The 17,093-nt window shown below is 32.3% G+C and carries 21 protein-coding genes, 3 tRNA genes and 1 riboswitch; of the genes, 19 read left to right on the top strand and 5 right to left on the bottom strand.

Translation table 11 applies throughout. The features are described 5' to 3' along the window. Positions 1-29: 29 nt before the first annotated feature. Complete coding sequence (gene ruvC, locus N2692_00550) at positions 30-518, bottom strand: crossover junction endodeoxyribonuclease RuvC (protein MCX8015790.1); 489 nt, start codon at positions 516-518, stop codon at positions 30-32. A 13-nt stretch (positions 519-531) separates the two neighbouring features. Continuing rightward, positions 532-1,248 carry a YebC/PmpR family DNA-binding transcriptional regulator gene (locus tag N2692_00545; protein ID MCX8015789.1) on the bottom strand — a complete coding sequence of 239 codons (717 nt, stop codon included), beginning with the start codon at positions 1,246-1,248 and terminating at the stop codon, positions 532-534. Positions 1,249-1,339: 91 nt separating this feature from the next. Between N2692_00545 and N2692_00540 the strand changes: the two genes are divergently transcribed. Next, positions 1,340-1,882 (top strand): hypothetical protein, encoded by a 543-nt coding sequence (locus N2692_00540; GenBank protein MCX8015788.1) that lies wholly within the window; start codon positions 1,340-1,342, stop codon positions 1,880-1,882. A 139-nt stretch (positions 1,883-2,021) separates the two neighbouring features. Here N2692_00540 and N2692_00535 read toward each other — a convergent pair whose 3' ends face one another. The 3 genes from N2692_00535 to N2692_00525 form a co-directional block, all read right to left on the bottom strand. Then, a complete protein-coding gene (locus N2692_00535) occupies positions 2,022-2,396 on the bottom strand; it encodes a YraN family protein (GenBank protein MCX8015787.1) in 375 nt (124 codons plus the stop codon). Between the two features lie 638 nt (positions 2,397-3,034). Continuing rightward, on the bottom strand, positions 3,035-4,240 hold the full coding sequence (locus N2692_00530) for a tRNA (adenosine(37)-N6)-threonylcarbamoyltransferase complex transferase subunit TsaD (GenBank protein ID MCX8015786.1): 1,206 nt from the start codon (positions 4,238-4,240) through the stop codon (positions 3,035-3,037). Between the two features lie 21 nt (positions 4,241-4,261). Further along, positions 4,262-4,333: transfer RNA gene (locus tag N2692_00525), tRNA-Arg, on the bottom strand. A gap of 173 nt (positions 4,334-4,506) precedes the next feature. Here N2692_00525 and N2692_00520 point away from each other — a divergent pair. The 18 genes from N2692_00520 (at position 4,507) to rlmD (ending at position 17,074) form a co-directional block, all read left to right on the top strand. Next, positions 4,507-5,460, top strand: coding sequence for an SPFH domain-containing protein (locus N2692_00520; protein MCX8015785.1), 954 nt, complete (start codon positions 4,507-4,509; stop codon positions 5,458-5,460). Between the two features lie 75 nt (positions 5,461-5,535). Further along, positions 5,536-5,607 (top strand) — tRNA-Glu (locus N2692_00515). A 47-nt stretch (positions 5,608-5,654) separates the two neighbouring features. Further along, positions 5,655-5,726 (top strand) — tRNA-Pro (locus N2692_00510). Between the two features lie 201 nt (positions 5,727-5,927). After that, complete coding sequence (locus tag N2692_00505) at positions 5,928-6,968, top strand: hypothetical protein (GenBank protein MCX8015784.1); 1,041 nt, start codon at positions 5,928-5,930, stop codon at positions 6,966-6,968. A gap of 51 nt (positions 6,969-7,019) precedes the next feature. Then, positions 7,020-7,874 carry a class I SAM-dependent methyltransferase gene (locus N2692_00500; GenBank protein MCX8015783.1) on the top strand — a complete coding sequence of 285 codons (855 nt, stop codon included), beginning with the start codon at positions 7,020-7,022 and terminating at the stop codon, positions 7,872-7,874. A 310-nt stretch (positions 7,875-8,184) separates the two neighbouring features. After that, the gene (locus tag N2692_00495; GenBank protein ID MCX8015782.1) at positions 8,185-8,691 is read left to right on the top strand and encodes a hypothetical protein; all 507 of its coding nucleotides are present in this window, start codon (positions 8,185-8,187) and stop codon (positions 8,689-8,691) included. A gap of 123 nt (positions 8,692-8,814) precedes the next feature. Next, positions 8,815-9,300 carry a hypothetical protein gene (locus tag N2692_00490; GenBank protein ID MCX8015781.1) on the top strand — a complete coding sequence of 162 codons (486 nt, stop codon included), beginning with the start codon at positions 8,815-8,817 and terminating at the stop codon, positions 9,298-9,300. Positions 9,301-9,387: 87 nt separating this feature from the next. Then, positions 9,388-9,633, top strand: a complete 246-nt coding sequence (locus N2692_00485; GenBank protein MCX8015780.1) for a DUF5652 family protein — start codon at positions 9,388-9,390, stop codon at positions 9,631-9,633. A 75-nt stretch (positions 9,634-9,708) separates the two neighbouring features. Continuing rightward, positions 9,709-10,182, top strand: a complete 474-nt coding sequence (locus N2692_00480) for a tryptophan-rich sensory protein (protein ID MCX8015779.1) — start codon at positions 9,709-9,711, stop codon at positions 10,180-10,182. A 99-nt stretch (positions 10,183-10,281) separates the two neighbouring features. Continuing rightward, positions 10,282-10,470, top strand: a complete 189-nt coding sequence (locus N2692_00475) for a hypothetical protein (protein ID MCX8015778.1) — start codon at positions 10,282-10,284, stop codon at positions 10,468-10,470. Between the two features lie 110 nt (positions 10,471-10,580). Beyond that, positions 10,581-11,120 (top strand): DUF6512 family protein, encoded by a 540-nt coding sequence (locus tag N2692_00470; GenBank protein MCX8015777.1) that lies wholly within the window; start codon positions 10,581-10,583, stop codon positions 11,118-11,120. Between the two features lie 6 nt (positions 11,121-11,126). Continuing rightward, positions 11,127-11,864: a PD-(D/E)XK nuclease family protein gene (locus N2692_00465; GenBank protein ID MCX8015776.1), complete on the top strand. Its 738-nt coding sequence runs from the start codon at positions 11,127-11,129 to the stop codon at positions 11,862-11,864. A 20-nt stretch (positions 11,865-11,884) separates the two neighbouring features. Next, positions 11,885-12,217 carry a DUF4870 domain-containing protein gene (locus tag N2692_00460; protein ID MCX8015775.1) on the top strand — a complete coding sequence of 111 codons (333 nt, stop codon included), beginning with the start codon at positions 11,885-11,887 and terminating at the stop codon, positions 12,215-12,217. 104 nt (positions 12,218-12,321) lie between these two features. Next, positions 12,322-13,866 carry a hypothetical protein gene (locus N2692_00455; GenBank protein ID MCX8015774.1) on the top strand — a complete coding sequence of 515 codons (1,545 nt, stop codon included), beginning with the start codon at positions 12,322-12,324 and terminating at the stop codon, positions 13,864-13,866. A 41-nt stretch (positions 13,867-13,907) separates the two neighbouring features. Next, positions 13,908-14,231, top strand: coding sequence for a hypothetical protein (locus tag N2692_00450; GenBank protein MCX8015773.1), 324 nt, complete (start codon positions 13,908-13,910; stop codon positions 14,229-14,231). A gap of 13 nt (positions 14,232-14,244) precedes the next feature. Beyond that, positions 14,245-14,355, top strand: a riboswitch (SAM riboswitch). 60 nt (positions 14,356-14,415) lie between these two features. Beyond that, entirely contained in the window at positions 14,416-15,378 is a 963-nt protein-coding gene (locus tag N2692_00445; protein MCX8015772.1) for a methionine adenosyltransferase domain-containing protein, read from the top strand. Between the two features lie 32 nt (positions 15,379-15,410). Then, the gene (locus N2692_00440; protein ID MCX8015771.1) at positions 15,411-15,803 is read left to right on the top strand and encodes a secondary thiamine-phosphate synthase enzyme YjbQ; all 393 of its coding nucleotides are present in this window, start codon (positions 15,411-15,413) and stop codon (positions 15,801-15,803) included. Then, a complete protein-coding gene (gene rlmD / locus N2692_00435) occupies positions 15,800-17,074 on the top strand; it encodes a 23S rRNA (uracil(1939)-C(5))-methyltransferase RlmD (GenBank protein MCX8015770.1) in 1,275 nt (424 codons plus the stop codon). Before N2692_00440 ends, rlmD begins: the two co-directional genes overlap by 4 nt. Positions 17,075-17,093: the final 19 nt, after the last annotated feature.

Below are 17,093 nucleotides of genomic sequence, written 5' to 3'. Positions count from 1 at the left end.
GGATTTCTCTTTTTTGACGAGTATAAAAATTATTTCTTAATTTTGAAATTATTTTTCAAAAAATAATAAGCAGTGATAGAGCAAGCTAAAGCGTCTGTTGTATCGTCTAAGCGCGGCATTTTTTCTAATTTAAGAATTTTTTTAACCATTAAAGCCACGTTATTTTTTTCTGCCCTGCCATAACCAGTTAAACAAGTTTTAATTTCTAGTGGAGTTGGTTGAATAATCGGAATTTGATGTTGAGCGGCAGCTAAAAGTAAAACACCTCTTACTTCACTAATTTGAAAAGCGGTTTTTTGATTTTGAAAAAAGAAAATTTTTTCAATAGAAATAAAATCAGGTTTATATTTTTTGATTAATGAATCTACTTTTTGAAAAATTTCTTCTAAAATTTTTTCTTCCGTTCTATTTTTTGGTTCAAAACAATCAGCATCAATAACTTTTAATTGATTATTTTTAATTTCAATAATTCCATATCCTAATCTTTTTGTTCCCGGATCAAAACCCAGAATTTTCATAAAAATATTTTTATTAAAATTCGATGGTTGAATAAATATCTTTGACTTCTGCTTGTTCATCTAATTCATCAAATAATTTTTCATAAATATTTTTTTCTTCGTCGGAAATTGTTTCAATATTTTTTGGAATAAAATCCAATGATGCCTCTAAAATGCGAAATCCATTATTTTTAATTTGTTGTTGAAGATTATAAAGATTATCAGGTTGAGTATAAACAATAATATTATCATCTTCTTGTTGAATATCCTCAACGCCCCAATCAATCAATTTTAATTCCTCTTCTTCTGTCAGCTTCGGTGTTTCTAGAATAATTTTTCCTTTCAAATCAAACATCCATCGCACACTCCCTTCTGTTCCTAATTTACCATCATATTTATTAAGAATATGCTTTATTTCTGCTAAAGTACGGTTACGATTATCAGTGATAGCAGAGATTAAAAGCGCATGACCATTTGGCCCATAAGCTTCAAGTAATAATTCTTCTAATTGTGCTCCTTCTAATGCGCCAGTGCCTCTTTTAATGGCGCGTTCAATATTATCCGAGGGCATATTAAATGAACGTGCCTTTTCAATAGCAAGGCGAAGTTTCGGATTTTTATCCGGATCCCCTCCTCCTTCTCTGGCAGCAACAGTGATTGCGGCAGCTAATTTAGAAAAAATTTTACTTTTTTTTGCATCCGTTGCCGCCTTCTTATGTTTTATTTGCGCCCACTTTGAATGTCCAGCCATAATTAAAAGTATAGAAACATTTTTAAAAAATTCAATTTTATTTTTCGAAAAAATTTTTTATAATAGTGATTGTCGCTTATTAAGAAAAGATATGCCGAGAAAAAAATCATCAACATCCAACAAAAAAACATCAAGAACATCAAAAAATAATTTATCAACCGACGAATTAAAAATTACAATAGACACATTATCACAACATCAAGAAAAAGAAAATCTATCAAAAAAAATTAATGAATCAACCACTAATAATTATTCTGAAGAAATCTTTGAAGAAAAAAATAATTTGGATGCTTTTTTACAGAAAAATAATTTACAATTAGAAAACGAGAAATTATCAGAAGAAGATATAAAACAAAATAAATATGTGGCCGTTTTTTCTTATTTATCTTTTCTTTTCCTTATTCCTCTATTTTTAAAACGTGACAGTCAATTTTGCCAGAAACATGCTAAACAAGGACTAGTTTGGTTTGCCCTTCAACTTGTTACTTCTATTTTTTATTTTATTCCCATTATTAATATGCTTTATGGTTTATTGGTTTTGGCAATTACTCTTAATTCTTTTTTTCAAACTCTTTTGGGAAGATATTGGCGCATTCCTATTTTATATAAATGGGCGGAAAAAATAAATTTGTAATATGAAAAATTATTCTTCACGCCGAGCTAAAAAGGGAAAATTAGCCTATCGAACACCATCAACCTTCCGTTATTTACAAAAATACAAATTACAAAAAACAAAAGTATCTAAATAAAAATCGCCCAGCTGGGCGATTTTTTTATAAAATATTTTTGTAGTGGCGAAGGTGATATTTTTTAGATTGGGGGTATAATTCAACACTAATTAAATCCACGCGGTAATCTCCGTTTATTTTATTTTTATTTAAATAATGAAGAATGCTTTTTTGAAGGTGTTGGATTTTATGGTTGGTCATTTGATCCTCAGGTTTAAGGTTTGATAAAGAGGGTGATTTTTGAATTAGAGTTTTTACCTCAATAAAAACAATTTCTTTTTTATTATCGGCGATTAAGTCAATCTCGCCCCACTTCTCCCTGACATTTTTAGCAATAATCTTGTAGCCTTCCTTTATAAGATGGCGTTCAGCAATTAATTCTCCTAATGTGCCGATGGTTTTATTTGTTTGCTTGGACATAATACGTCGCACAATATTGTTTCACAAAAAAATTATACAATGTGAAACATTTTTGTCAAATCAAAATTGCAAAAATTCACAAATTCACATATTTTCTATATTTTTCATTTTTTACTTGTTTTAAGTGTTTCACGTGAAACACTTTTTGGTAGTTCGGTAAATGTTTCACGTGAAACATTTTGTGGAAGTTTTTTTGATTCCTGGAGTGTTTCGCGAATTTTTTTGTGAAATACTCAATCTTAAAATGTTTCACGTGAAACATTTTTAGTGGTTTTTTAAGTAATGTTTAAGCCTGAAAAATATCAGAAATGTTTCACGTGAAACACTTTAGGGTGCAGGAGGCCGAAAATGTTTCACGTGAAACATTTTGGTTGGGAAAGTGTTTCACAAAATTTTTGTGAAACAATATTGTGCGACATATCATAGGTCGGCAATGGTTCTGAATGGGATGAGACAAGTGGGCGGGATCGAGATAAAAATGGAGCGGGTGAGTGGGCGGGTTTAAAACAACAAAATAAAGAGCGGTCTTAAAAATCAACCAGGACAATTTAAAATAAAACCCCTGTGGATAAATAGGGGATTTTGTTTAAAAATATCTCTTGACAAAATTATTAAAAATAATTCTTATTAAATAAATTCTATAATCTCAGATTAGCATCAGCTTCTAATTTTTTCCAATTATTGATATTGGCAGATTTCTTCTTTAACCAACCAACCAAAGCAATCATTGCGGCATTATCGCCAGTATATTTTGTTTCAGGAATAAATAGTTGAATTTTTGGCAATTGTTTTTTAACTTCATTAGCTAATAAAAATTTTAAATTTTCGTTTGCAGCTACTCCACCTCCTAAAATAATACTGTGGGTTTTAAAATTTTTAGCTGCTTGAATCGTCTTTTTTACTAAAACTTCATTAATACTATCTTGGATTTCTTTAGCTATAAGAGGTTTGAGTTTTTTTAAATTTACATTTTTCTTTTTTAAATCCTCAATTAAATAAAGAACAGCTGTTTTTAAACCAGCAAAAGAAAAATCATAGTCTTTTGAATTAATCATTGGCCGAGGTAATTGAATAGAAAATGGATTTTCTTTTTGAAATTTTGCTGCTTCTTTAGCAATGGCTGGACCGCCGGGATATCCCAAATTTAAAAGACGCGCTGTTTTATCAAAACACTCACCGGCAGCATCATCACGTGTTTCACCAATAACTTTATAATGGCCTAATTTTTTAATTAAGACCAACTGAGTATGGCCGCCGGAAACAATTAAACTTAACGCTGGAAAAATTTTAGGAGAAATATTTATTTTTTGCCATACTTTTTCTTCTTTGGGGAGCCAGTTAGCCAAAACGTGGCCTTCTAAATGATTGACACCAATAAGTGGAGTTTGCCAATAAAAACTTAAAGCGCGGGCAAAGTTAACGCCCGGCCAAAGAGCAGGAGCTAATCCTGGTCCTGCTGTAACAGCAATGAAGTGAATTTGAGGTTTTTGATATTGAGTAAAAAAATCAAGCGTTTGTTGTTGTAAAATTTCATCGCGGGCCAGAATTTCTTTAATAATAGAGATTTTTTTAGAGGAAATAGTATTTTTTCTCTTTTTTAATAAAGCAGCTTTTTTTAAGGCCAATTTTAAAATAGGGACCAAATTTTTTTGGTGTTCGCGTTTGGCCAAAGTCGGCACTACACCGCCAAAAGGTTGATGCACTGCAATTTGCGAATAAACAAAATTAGCCAAAATGCGGCATCTTTTTTTAGCATCAAATTCCAAAATGCTTATTGAGGTTTCATCACAGCTTGTTTCAATAGCCAAAACCTTCATTACTAAAATCTTATTTTTTAAAAACAAAATGTCAAAAAACTATTTAAGTGCCCCCGGAGGGAATCGAACCCCCATCCGCTCCTTAGAAGGGAGCTGTTCTATCCATTGAACTACGGGGACAACATTTTATTATTTACTAATTTTTAATTTTACTAAAAGAATGGAATAATTCAAGAAAAATTAGTCTTGACAAAAATTAAAAAAAGTTTAATATATAATTAGCAAATTAAAAATGTTCCGGATACCTGAACCGATTATGTCGGCAGGCAACAAAGGAACATCAGGAGGTTTAAATGCAAGGCATAGGACTTTTGGTTTTGGGAATTTTTGCGGGATTAGGTTTGCTTTGGTGGTTGAAGGACGTACGAGAGGGGAATGACAAAAAGGGGATAACCACGGGTACAATTGCTTTGGCGATAGGCACATGTATTTTAATTTTTTCAATCTCTTTTTTCACGGTGATTCCTGTTGGCCATGTGGGGGTGCCCGTTCTATTTGGTAAGGTTCAAATGAAAATTATCCCCTCTGGATTACATTTAGTAAATCCATTTGTACAAGTTGAAAAGATGGACGGACGGATCCAGGAGTTGACCATGCACATTCCTTTGAATGTTGAAGGAGAAGGAGCTACTACAACGATGGATGTGCTGATGAATGACGGCTTGAGGGTTTTTTTGGATGCTACATTGTGGTATAGGCTTGATGTTGCCAATGCCCACAAATATTTGTTAAACATTTCAGGCGATCCACTCTCGACCGTAGCACTACCTCAGTTACGAGGTGCAGCAAGGGACATCGCTGTAAATTATAGCTCCAATGATATTTACTCCCACCCTCAAAAAAGAGAAGAATTTGGCAGAAGGATTTTTGAGCGATTTTGTGAAAAAGCAGAAAAGATGTGGGTGTTGGGTGTTGATTTTACCATAAGGAAGGTCAAGCTTCCTGATCAACTAGAACAGGCTATTGAAAGAAAAATGCAGGCTGACCAGGAGGCCCAGGAGATGCAGTACAAAATTCTAAAAGAACAAAAAGAAAAGGAGAGGAAAATCATTGAAGCTCAGGGGATAGCAGAATCTAATAAAATTATTCAACAATCCTTAACAAAAGAGTACTTACAGTGGTATTTCATAAAAAATCTTCCCAGCGTAGCTGAATCTCCTTCAAACACTATTATGTTTTTCCCCTACGGATCTGATATTACACCAGTATTCGATACTACTAAATTAATGAAGCAAAAAGAAAAATAAAGGCATAAAGGGCTGTCTAATAGACAGCCCTTTTTATTGAAAAAATTTTTTTAATCAATAAAATAAAAAACATCAGCCGCCATCGTCTAATGGCTAGGACAACACTCTTTCAAGGTGTAAATCCGGGTTCGATTCCCGGTGGCGGCGCAGAAATTTTTTTCAAAGCTCTTTTTGGTTATAATATATAAATGAAACGGGCTGTAGTGTAACGGCTAGCACGAGTCCTTTGGGAGGATTTAGTCCGGGTTCGAATCCCGGCAGCCCGACTAGCTAAAAGCCACCTCAATTGAGGTGGTTTTTTCTTTCGTTATTTAATTTATAGAACAAAACCCCGCATTTTTATAAAAATCCAATTAATATTGACAAAATAATCATAAATTGTTATACTTAAATAAGCAAATTAAAATTATTCTCCCGATGCCCCACCGAAAGGGGGGATCAAGTAGGGAGAAATATGGAGGTTTGCGATGTTTAAAAAAATTTTTTCCATTTTTAGCGGTGGAAGTAAAAAGACACTGCCAACACCACCGACCCCGCCAGTTCCACCTGCTCCACCGAAACCCAAAAAGAAAGTTCTTATTTTGTACAGAAAAGCACAGGGTGCTCATGCGCTACATGTCAATGATGAAGTAGCAAGAAAGATTTCCGATGCTCTTTATACCGACGAAAAATTTCGTGCTAAATATGCTAGCGTGGAAGTTGTAACTTATGATGATGGTGCTCTTAGCGCAGAAATAGAACAGAAAATTAAAGAATCTGAGGTGGTCGTATATGACGCCACGTCTTTGTCGTTTTTTGGTGAATTGTTGAAAGAAAAGAAAGGGGTTCTGATTGAAGAGGCCCTAATCGGAGAAGCTTTTGATGTAGTTCAGTTAATGTCGGAGATAGTCAAAGCAGAAAAAGCCGACAGAGACGTGCAAAGAGTTCTTGTAGATCTGACCATGTTAGATCACGGAATCCCGGTAAGTTTAGGTGATGAAAGAGTTATACTCATTACCCGCAGTAGACTCAGAGGGGAGAAGGCTATAAATAAAGCCACCATCATCAATCAAAAAAAGGAGCGGCGCAATATAGATCCAGAGACATTTAATAACTTACTCACCCAGTTCAAACAGAGGGTGGTCAATGAATTAAAGGGATCGGCGGAGGCAAGAGTAGTATTTGTTGATGGAACACTGTCTTTTAGTGGAGATTACCCCTATCTTCCTAACTTCAATGTTGATGGAGATGATGTAGTATTTGTTGATAGACACTCGTTGAGAGAGCGCAGTATTTCTACAGGACGGATTTACGAATATCACGGAGGCTTTTTTACTGCGTATCGCCGCCCTGTGGTCATAGAATATTTGAGGCAGAAAAATATTATTAATAGCGAGGATGGGGCGTATATCAACATTGGACAGGCAGTACCTCTATTTTCCTCATTAGTTTATGGAATGAATTTTGAGGAGATAGGGGGGGGAGTGGTGGTAGAGAAATTAGTTGAAAAAATAAAAGAGGCTCTTTAAGAGCCTCTTTTCTATTTCACAAAATAAATTTGTTAAGATGTCTTATTCGATATGGTTTTAATTTATTTTAAATTATTATATAATTTTAATATGGATAGCAAAGAATTAATTAAGCATCTTAAAAAAGCCAAATCTTTACAAGAGGCGGCTTTTTTAATTCTTGGTATCAAAACAGAAGGAAAAAGATATTATTTTACCAATATAAGCGAACGCTTCCGGAAACAATATGCATACACTTATAATTTGTATTTTAAAAACAGATTATCCAGTTATGATGATATTTTGAGAATTTTTTTCGAAGAAACATCTTTCGTAAAAAAACCGGGAAATATTTTGGATTTTGGTTGTGGCTCAGCTCTATTACTAATAGCAATAGCCAGCAAAATATACAAACAAAATAGATTTCGTTCTGTGGTGCTTTATGGTGCGGATAATTCTCCTGTTATGATTAAACTTGGAAGAAAAAATATTCAAGAAAGAGGTCTTCTTAAAAAAATCAAATTATTTAAAATTAAAAAAAGCCCAAAAGAATTAAAATTGCCAAAACTAAAATACATAATAAGTACCAGCACATTTCATTTACTTAAAGATCCCATTAAAACAATTGAAGAAATGATAAAAATACTTCCAAAAAATGGGGAAATTTTTATTCAAGATATTCAAAGAGATTCCCCTTGGAAATTAAAACAGAAAAGGCTGATTCATTTAGCAACTACATTAAGCGAAAAAGACTTCATAGAGGGTTTTAAGGGACATTTATCGGCGTTGGCAAAAAAAGATATAAAAAAAGCACTGGATATTATAAAAAGACAATACAAAATTTCTTATAAAATTTATAGCATAAAAAGAAAAAATTATTATGATTTAACTTTTGGAGCGGTTATTAAAAAACACGCAACAAGATAAAGCAAATTATTTTGAATAAATTAATTGTGTTTAATAACTCGCGAGATTCATTCATTTCTCCTCAAGAATCAGATTTTAATTTTATAGGATTGAAAGTAGAAGAAGGGGGTGGTGTTATGCGCAAAATAAAGACAGAGCCCGGACAATATCAGGGAATAAAAACCCTTTTTAAATTTTTAAAAACCACCTCGATTGAGGTAGTTTTTGTATTTAATTTAATGCAACCCCACATTTTATTTGACAAAAAACAAAAAAAGTGCAAAATTTAGGGTAGAAAATTTTAAAAATTTAAATTTAAAAGGAGGTTTAAATGAGTGAGCTTATGGAAAAAGGCACGGCAGCAGTTTGTTATTTGTTGGCGGTGTTGAAGAATGAATATCACCGTCAATGGCTGAGTAGAACTGTAGTTCAAAAGTTACTCTTCTTGTTCTCGGATCAGATGCGATACGAATGGGGGTACCATTTGAAAAATTCGTCAGGACCCCATTCAGAACTCATAGATTTATTTCTAAGCTGGGCGGAGGCACGGGAATACATCGCGGTGAAAAGAGAGGGAAAAAATAGTTGGTTTATTTTTCGAGAGGTTTCTACAGATGTTACGGATTCTCTAAATGCGGAGGATAAACAAGCATTAACGCAGATCATACAGAAATTTCAACAGTTTAAAGCGGATGAATTAGGCATTATTACCCTTGCGGTATACATGCGGAATAATTACCAAATGGAGGATAAGAAAATGATTATTGATGCGATTTGTGATTCCCGCCCTTTTCTAGAAAGAGAGGAAATAAAAAAACTTGTTGAGGTAGTAATTTAGCGGCGCGAAGCGCCGCTTTTCTTTTCTTCATTTTAATAAAATTTTTCCCAAAAAACCTTGACAACTTTTCTTTGGTGAATAAAATTTTTTTAGTTTTTTAAAATTTTTATAAGGAGGTATTTAATGTTAAAACAAATTGCGCTTCTAGTTGAAATGATTAGATCGTTTGAACAACTATTTCCCCAGAAAAAGATTAGTCGGACAATGCTGAATGCGCTGATATTTCTTTACCAATATGACAAAAAAGAAAAATGGGGTTTTCTGATGTCACCGAGTGGAGTTTTCTTTTCGGATTTGATTGATCATTATGTTGCGATTGCTGAGACGGCAGGGTATATTGAAATTAAATTTAATGGTAAAGGGTATTATTTTACTTTTGTGAAAACCCCCGAGTATCAATTAAAAGAAAAAGAAAAAGAGAGAATTAAGAAATTTTTAGAAGTAAGAGGGGAATTAAGTTTAAATGAATTAATCATTTTGACTAGAGCAAAATTTTTATTTGAGGAACTTCAAATAAAAAAAGGAGATCTGTTGCAGTGGATGAGCAGAGAATGTTTTAAGTTGGATGTGGATTCTCAGAGGATTCCTCGCCTTTTGTTTTTAATTTAAAAAATCAGGCGGCGCATAGCGCCGCTTTTCTTTTTATAAAAAATTTAAAAATGTTATAATTATTTTAGTCGCATCAAAAAGTTTTTTATGAATTACTTTCAAATTATCGCTCAACAATATGCCATCCCACCTGTTTTATTAGCCGTTCTTTTAGCTTGGAGTATTGTTTGGAAACTTTGGGCTTTGTGGCGTGCTGCTCGGTTGGGCCAAAAATGGTGGTTTATTATTCTCTTTTTTATTAATACCGTTGGCATTTTGGAAATTATTTATCTTTTTGTTGTAAGTAAAAAGATGCTAAAAGAAAATAACGACGAAATTTCATCTTCAAACTAATATAATAAATGATTTCTGCGGCGCCTTCGGCGCCACAGTTTTATTTCTATTTCTATCATTTATAATAAAAATAATATGTTTAAAAAATACATTTTACCACTCTTCATTTCGTTTCTTTTAGTTTTTCTTACTACCTCCATTGGCTCTTATTTTACCACTCCAAATATAGTCAGCTGGTACCAGTATTTAAAAAAGCCTAGTTTCGCTCCGCCGAATTGGTTGTTTGGCCCAGCTTGGATCCTCTTTTATTTTTTGATGGCTGTGGCGGCATTTTTAGTTTGGCGAGAAAGAGAAAATAAAAATATCAAATCCGCGCTTTCAATTTATTTAATTCATCTTATTTTTAACGCTTTGTGGTCAATAATATTTTTTGGTTTGAAAAACTTCGGTTTTGCTTTTTTTGAAATTGTTATTTTGTGGATTTTGATTTTATTGACCATTATTAAATTTTATAAAATAAAACCGCTTGCCGCTTTTCTTTTGATTCCTTATATTCTCTGGGTTACTTTTGCTTCAATTCTTAATTTGGCGGTTTGGATGTTGAATTAGCAAATCTACAGTCATAAAGGCTGATTTTTGTTAAGCATTGCCAAGTTTTCCACTTGTAACGGTATATATAGGAGGCAAAGGTCGTTTAAAACCAAAAAGATGTTTTGGTTATTTTTTCTATGTTTTATTTTAGGTGGCATTGGTGGTGCCATTCTTTATAATTTGTATCTAAAGCAAACATTTGATGATTTTATATCTGAACTCCAAGAGAATTATGATGGGAAAATTAAGATAGTAGTACGAAAAGATAAGGATAATAAAAAACATAATAAAAAAGATAAAAATTAAAATATAGATTGAGAACATTTTGTGATATAATGTGGTAGTGGTTGATTTAATATTAGATAGCCAAATCGCATTTGCTGTTATTTTTTGTTATAATGGTGGTGATGTCGGAAATGAGAAAGAAAATTTTAAGATTGGAGTTGATTGGCGCAGGATTTATTATTATTTTGGGTAGTTTGCTGCATTTTACTTTTGAATGGTTTAATCGTTTTTGGTTAGTTGGTATTTTTTCGGCCGTGAACGAAAGTGTCTGGGAGCATTTAAAATTAGCAGTGTTTCCGGCGGTCCTCTGGCTTTTAATTGAAGATAAAATTTTAAAATACGAAATTCCTAATTTTGTTTTTGCTAAAGTAAAAGGAATTTTTCTAATGCCTGTTTTAATTATCGTTATTTTTTATGGTTATACCGCGATTTTAGGCAAAAATATTTTGTGGTTAGATATTTCTACTTTTATTATTGCGGTGATTTCGGGTCAATTTTTAAGTTATTGGATTATGTTTTGGCGGCCAGTGCAAAGAGGGTATGCGATTTTAGGTCTCGTTTTATTGGTTGGACTTTTAATTTGTTTTGCTGTTTTTACTTTTTATCCCCCAAAGATTTTTCTTTTTCAAGATCCTTTAAGTAGCAGCTATGGAATTAATTTGGTAAAATAACTCCGTATGCACAAAAGAGAAAGAAATATTTATCAGCCAGAAGGTTTAGAACCTTTTGTTTTAAGTCGTTCAAAAATTGATTTATTTATTGAATGTCCGCGTTGTTTTTATTTAGATGTTCGCTTAGGTATTTCACGGCCGCCGGGTTTTCCTTTTAGTTTAAATCAAGCAGTTGATACTTTGTTGAAAAAGGAATTTGATATTCATCGAGCAAAAAATGAAAAATACCCACTATTAGAACGCTATGGGATAAAATTAAAACCATTAAATGATGAGCGAATTAGTGAATGGCGAAATAATCGTGTTGGTATTCGTTATTATCACAAGCCGACAAATTTAGAGATTTATGGAGCCATTGATGATGTGTGGGTAGACGAGGAAGGAGTACTTTATATTGTTGATTTTAAAAGCACCAGCTCCAGCAATGAAGTGACGCTTGATGATGAGTGGAAAGATTCTTACAAAAGACAAATGGAAATTTATCAATGGCTTTTTAAAAAAAATGGTTTTAAAGTTTCTAAAACTGGTTTTTTTGTTTATTGCAATGGCAAAACTGATAGAGAAGCTTTTGATGGTAAATTAGAATTTGATATTTCAGTTTTGCCTTATGAAGGCAATGATAGTTGGATTGAGGATGCATTGATGAATATCAAAAAAACTCTTGAAGCGAATAAAATTCCGCCTCCAGACCCCGATTGTAATTATTGCAGTTATTATTTATTAAGAAAAAAAGAAGAGGAATAAAGGTCGTTAAAATTTTATTTATGGAACAAAAAATTGAAGAAAAAAAAGAAGAAAAGGCAAAAGTAAATGCTTTGGCGATTTTGAGCTATATTGGTTTATTGGTTCTTATCCCGCTTTTAATTGAAAAGAAAGATGAATTTGTAAAGTTTCATGCCAAACAAGGTTTAGTTTTGGCTATTGCTCAGATAGCCACGTTAATGATTAGTTGGGTGCCAATTATTGGTTGGCTTGTTTGGACTATCGGCAGCTTAGCTTGGTTCATTTTGTCCATTATAGGCATTGTTAATGTGATTAATGGCAAAAAAGAACATTTGCCTATTATTGGACAGTTTGCTGAGAAATTCAGATTTTAAGTCATAATTTACAGATTAAAGCCATTTCTTGACAGGTTATATTAATTATTCTACTATTGTTATAGAATTCAAAGTCGCTTAGGTGCTTTTTAAATATAACAAAAATGGCTTCCAAAAAAACATTAAAATTTAAATTAGAAGAATCTGATAAAATTTTAACAACAGGAGAATCAATAAAAAATTTATCAGAGGCAAAAGCTGAATATTTGTTGCAGTACAAAAAATATTTAGAAATGCAAAAATCGGTAAAAAAAGAAAAAAAGCCAGATGCGCGTTTAGAGGCAGAGGCCAAGCTAAAAGAAGCAGAGTTGTGGTATAAAAATGCTTATAATATGTATCGTCGCGCCTTGGATGAATACAAGGTTTCCGAATATCACGATGTGCTAAATAGAAAGAAAAGATATATTCGAGATGAGATAGCTAAAAGAAAGCGCAGTGTCATTGAAAATCGTTTATTAAAAGCATATCCTTCAATAACTCCCGCAAAATTACAAGAAGCAGTTGAAAGAGAAATTGATAAGGAGGCAGAAATAATTTTTGAAAAAGAAAAAAATGATATTCAAAAATTATTAATCAGCGAAGTAGCTTTTAATACTTTAGCCGAAGAAGAAAGAACAGCCGAAGAAATTCGAGCGATGATCAATTCTGTAAATATAAAAAATGCCAAGTTTTTTGGTAAATTGTGGGAAAAATACAAAGCATTGCCCTATGGTAAAAAAGCTTTAATTGGCGCAGCGATTGCTGGTGTCGGTGGTGGGGTAATTGGTGCTGCTGGAGGTGCTGGCTTTGCTGCTTTGGGAATTGGAGCAACAGCTTTTGCTCGTCGATTTTTTGGAGGTGTTGTTGTTGGTGGATCTATTAAATCTTTGGCTGATAAATTAATTAAACGTAAAGAAAACAAAGTTTTAATTGAAGAAACTAATAAAAATGTAGAAAAAATTAGTAAAGAGATTGCTGATTTAATTAATGATCCTGCAAAAACCCCTCAATCATATGAGCAATGGATTAATATAGCTGAAGAGCTTGATAGTCGATTAGATCAAGTTTTGGCAGAGCGTGATAAAATAAGAGCTCAGCATGACAAAAAACGTCGAAAATGGACATTAATTGCTGCTTTGATTGGTGGTGTAGCTGCCAATGCTGATAATATTTATGCTCTTACAAAAAGAGCATTTGGTCATGATGTTCTTTTACCAGAACCACCATCTAAGCCAGTTGAACAAGTAATCACAAAAATAGAAAAGCTACCCAAGCCTTCTACTAGAATTTTTGAAATGATTGGAGAAAGAAATGTTTTTCCGACTATTTATGTTGGAAAAGGTGGTTTTTGGGCTGCTGCTCAAACCATTAAACAACAATTAGGAATGACTGATGAATTTTTTGCTAGAGCTTGGAGTAATGCAGAAGTTATTGATCCTATCTCGGGCCAGGTGTTTAAAATGCCTCAAGCTCATTGGGTTTTGCCATTAAAATCAGATCAACAAGTATTACTAACACTTAATCCTGAAGATTTTAAATTTCAAGCTCTTATTACTCCAAAAGTTAAAATTGGAGGCGCTGAAGATCTAATTAATGCATACAAGAAATTAGGCAAAGAAGTGCCATTAGGGGTAATTAAATCTATTTTGCGAGGTCTAGGCCAGAATTAATTTTTAAAAGGTCGTTTAGTAAAATTTAAAAGTTTTTAAAAATGCCAATATCTAAAGAAGAAATTAAAGAATATTTATCAAAAGATATTTTTGAAGGTCTTAATCTTGATGATATCCCAATGGAATCACGTTTGGCTCTTTTAGCCAAATTAGCTGATGTTGTATATTTAAGATTTATTAATAAATTGTCAGAAATTATTGATGATGAGTCAATTGAAAAATTAGAAGAAATTGTTAAACAAGGGGATGTTGATGGTTTTCAGAAATTTTTAGATGAAAAAGTACCAAATTATAACGAAATTTTATCAGAAATAATTGCTGAAGAAAAAAAGATGTTGTTAGATACACGTAATTTAGTAAAATAAAAAATTGAATAAAAAGTTATCGCGAGTGCGGGGAGGGAACTGGCCCAATGATCCGTCGGCAACCCTTTAAGGTGACTCCTTAAAGAAGGTGCCAAATCCAGACCCTAAAAGGGAGAGATAACTGGTCGAAAAACTCTTCTTTTTAGGAAGAGTTTTTTAATTATAAAAAATTAAATTAAAAAATATGAAAAAAGAAAAATTAATTAAAACCGCTGAATTTGTTTCACCAAAACACCCTGATAAATTATGCGATCAAATGGCTGATGCTTTGCTTGATGCTTATTTAAAAAAAGATCCCTTTGCGCGCACAGCCATTGAAATTTTAGCTGGTCATAATTTAGTGGCTGTGATTGGTGAAGTAAAAAGTCGAATAAAATTAGGTGAAAAAGAAATAAGAAAAATTATTCAAAAATTTGTTGGTCTGAAATTTAAATTAGAAATACGATTAGTAGAGCAGAGTTTGGAAATTGCTCGAGGCGTAGAAAAAGGCGGTGCTGGCGATCAAGGGATTATGAATGGTTATGCAACTAGTGACACAAAAAGTTTAATGCCTTTAGAATATGAATTATCGCGTTATCTTTGTCAAAAAATTTACGAAAGGTTTCCATATGATGGAAAAACACAAGTGACTATTTATGGTAAAAAAGTTTTATCAGTTGTAGCAAGTTTTCAAAATGTTTCACGTGAAACATTAGAAAAATTAGTAAGAAAATTAATTAAAGCAGAAAAGTATTATATTAATCCAGCTGGCGATTGGCAAACGGGTGGTTTTGATGCTGATAGTGGTTTGACTGGTCGCAAATTAGTTATTGATTCGTATGGTCCAAATGTACCAGTTGGAGGAGGTTCTTTTAGCGGCAAAGATGGAACCAAAGTTGATCGCAGCGCTGCTTATATGGCGCGGAAAATTGCTGTTGATTATTTAAGGAAATATAAAGCAAAAGAGGTTTTTGTACGTTTAGCTTATGCGATTGGCGAGGAAAAACCATTAATGAAGGAAGTGATTGTTGATGGAGTAAGTGATGAAATTAAAGGATATGATTTAACGCCGCAAGGCATTATTAAATTTTTAAATTTAAGAAATCCGATTTTTTTAAAAACAGCGTCGTGGGGTCATTTTGGTCGAGGTTTTCAATGGGATAAATAGAGTTTTTAGCAAAAATAGAGTAAAATGAAAAGATGATTATAAAAACACAGACTAAAAGAGAAGTGGTTGATATTACTGATTTAATTAATCAGGAAATTAAAGGATTAAATATTCAGAAAGGTATTTGTCATCTATTTCTACTTCACACAACAGCAGCTTTAACCACTGCTGATTTAGATCCGGGTGGAACCGATATTGATTATTTAGAAGCGTTTGAAAAGATTATTCCTAAAATCAATTTTCGTCATCCGCATAATCCGGCGCATATGCCTGCGCATATTTTATCATCATTAATTGGCACATCTTTAATTTTACCAATTGAAAATGGACATTTATTATTGGGAATATGGCAGAGAGTTGTTTTAATTGAATTTGAAGGACCACGGAGTCGGGAAATTATTTTGCGTTGTTTTGAATCAAAATGAAAGAATTAATTGTAACTTTTGAAAAAATAGGACATAATGGCGTTTCCATTGGTTATTTTAATCACAAAGTAGTTTTTGCTTATGGAATTTTACCAAATGAAAAGGCAAAAATCAGAATTATTAAAGAAAAACATAATTTTATTGAAGGCGAATTAATTGAAATACTAGAAAAATCTCCGCATCGTATTGAACCAAAAGAGGATCATTATTTAATTTGTTCCCCCTGGCAAACTTTTAATTACGGTTATCAAATTGAATTAAAAAAGAATTTGCTTAAAGAAATTTATAATCGTTTTTTCCAAAAAGAGATAGAATTAAATGGATTTTTTGAATCGCCAGAAATTTTTGGTTATCGTACAAAAATGGAGTTTGTTTTTGATGAAGATGAAAATGGTTTATCATTGGCGTTTCATAAAAGAGGAGATTTTTTAAGAAAAGAAAAATTGCTTCAAGGATGCATTTTGTTAGACAAAGAAAGCAATCAAATTGTTTTAGATTTTGTACAATTTCTTAATAAAGAGAAAATTGAAAAGTTAAAAAGTTTAATTGTGAGAAAGAGCAAAAATTTTAATGATTTAGTTTTTAATTTATTAATTAAAAAAAAGGAATATAATCATTCAATTTATAGTAATGAAAAATTAAGTGGTTTTATTGTGGGCTATTCGCGGCCGCAATCACCTGCAAGTGTGATTGATGAAATTTTGATAACTAAAGGAAAAAATTTTTTACGAGAAAAAATTTTAAATCAGGAATTTCAATACGGTTTTAATAATTTTTTTCAAAATAATATTCCATTATTTGAAAAAGCGTTAATTTTAATGAAAGAGAATGTTTTAGATTTTAATAAAATTATAGATTTATATTGTGGCGTAGGTGTAATAGGCATTTCTTTGAGTGATTATGCCAAAAAAATTGTTGGCGTTGATTTAGATCAGAATGCTATCCATTATGCTGAAATTAATGCTAAATTGAATAATGCTTCACATTTTCAAGCATTAGCGGCCAAGTCGGAAAAAGTGGCGCTTCAACATTTAGAAAACGCCGATTTATTAATTTTGGATCCACCGCGCGCCGGCATTCATAGAAACGTTATTAAAGCTATTCTTCAGTGCCTGCCAAAATATATTTTTTATTTAGCTTGTAATCCTTTAACTCAAGCAAGAGATATCAATTATTTAAAAGAATTTTATAAATTAGAAAAAATATATGGCTTTGATTTTTATCCAAACACACCACATTTGGAAAGTTTAGTTATTCTTAAAAAAGTTTGATTTTCACCATTAAATTATT

The organism is Patescibacteria group bacterium, from assembly GCA_026415775.1.
In the GTDB taxonomy this organism is placed as follows: domain Bacteria; phylum Patescibacteriota; class Minisyncoccia; order UBA6257; family JAAZHW01; genus SKW32.
The sequence above is the reverse complement of the archived record's forward strand: the minus strand, read 5'-3'. Positions and strand labels throughout refer to the sequence as shown.

Bases quoted from the DNA above. Each gene is read 5' to 3' on its own strand.
- ruvC (MCX8015790.1), bottom strand. From the start codon at position 518: ATGAAAATTCTGGGTTTTGATCCGGGAACAAAAAGATTAGGATATGGA.
- N2692_00545 (MCX8015789.1), bottom strand. From the start codon at position 1,248: ATGGCTGGACATTCAAAGTGGGCGCAAATAAAACATAAGAAGGCGGCA.
- N2692_00540 (MCX8015788.1), top strand. From the start codon at position 1,340: ATGCCGAGAAAAAAATCATCAACATCCAACAAAAAAACATCAAGAACA.
- N2692_00535 (MCX8015787.1), bottom strand. From the start codon at position 2,396: ATGTCCAAGCAAACAAATAAAACCATCGGCACATTAGGAGAATTAATT.
- N2692_00520 (MCX8015785.1), top strand. From the start codon at position 4,507: ATGCAAGGCATAGGACTTTTGGTTTTGGGAATTTTTGCGGGATTAGGT.
- N2692_00505 (MCX8015784.1), top strand. From the start codon at position 5,928: ATGTTTAAAAAAATTTTTTCCATTTTTAGCGGTGGAAGTAAAAAGACA.
- N2692_00500 (MCX8015783.1), top strand. From the start codon at position 7,020: ATGGTTTTAATTTATTTTAAATTATTATATAATTTTAATATGGATAGC.
- N2692_00495 (MCX8015782.1), top strand. From the start codon at position 8,185: ATGAGTGAGCTTATGGAAAAAGGCACGGCAGCAGTTTGTTATTTGTTG.
- N2692_00490 (MCX8015781.1), top strand. From the start codon at position 8,815: ATGTTAAAACAAATTGCGCTTCTAGTTGAAATGATTAGATCGTTTGAA.
- N2692_00485 (MCX8015780.1), top strand. From the start codon at position 9,388: ATGAATTACTTTCAAATTATCGCTCAACAATATGCCATCCCACCTGTT.
- N2692_00480 (MCX8015779.1), top strand. From the start codon at position 9,709: ATGTTTAAAAAATACATTTTACCACTCTTCATTTCGTTTCTTTTAGTT.
- N2692_00475 (MCX8015778.1), top strand. From the start codon at position 10,282: ATGTTTTGGTTATTTTTTCTATGTTTTATTTTAGGTGGCATTGGTGGT.
- N2692_00470 (MCX8015777.1), top strand. From the start codon at position 10,581: ATGAGAAAGAAAATTTTAAGATTGGAGTTGATTGGCGCAGGATTTATT.
- N2692_00465 (MCX8015776.1), top strand. From the start codon at position 11,127: ATGCACAAAAGAGAAAGAAATATTTATCAGCCAGAAGGTTTAGAACCT.
- N2692_00460 (MCX8015775.1), top strand. From the start codon at position 11,885: ATGGAACAAAAAATTGAAGAAAAAAAAGAAGAAAAGGCAAAAGTAAAT.
- N2692_00455 (MCX8015774.1), top strand. From the start codon at position 12,322: ATGGCTTCCAAAAAAACATTAAAATTTAAATTAGAAGAATCTGATAAA.
- N2692_00450 (MCX8015773.1), top strand. From the start codon at position 13,908: ATGCCAATATCTAAAGAAGAAATTAAAGAATATTTATCAAAAGATATT.
- N2692_00445 (MCX8015772.1), top strand. From the start codon at position 14,416: ATGAAAAAAGAAAAATTAATTAAAACCGCTGAATTTGTTTCACCAAAA.
- N2692_00440 (MCX8015771.1), top strand. From the start codon at position 15,411: ATGATTATAAAAACACAGACTAAAAGAGAAGTGGTTGATATTACTGAT.
- rlmD (MCX8015770.1), top strand. From the start codon at position 15,800: ATGAAAGAATTAATTGTAACTTTTGAAAAAATAGGACATAATGGCGTT.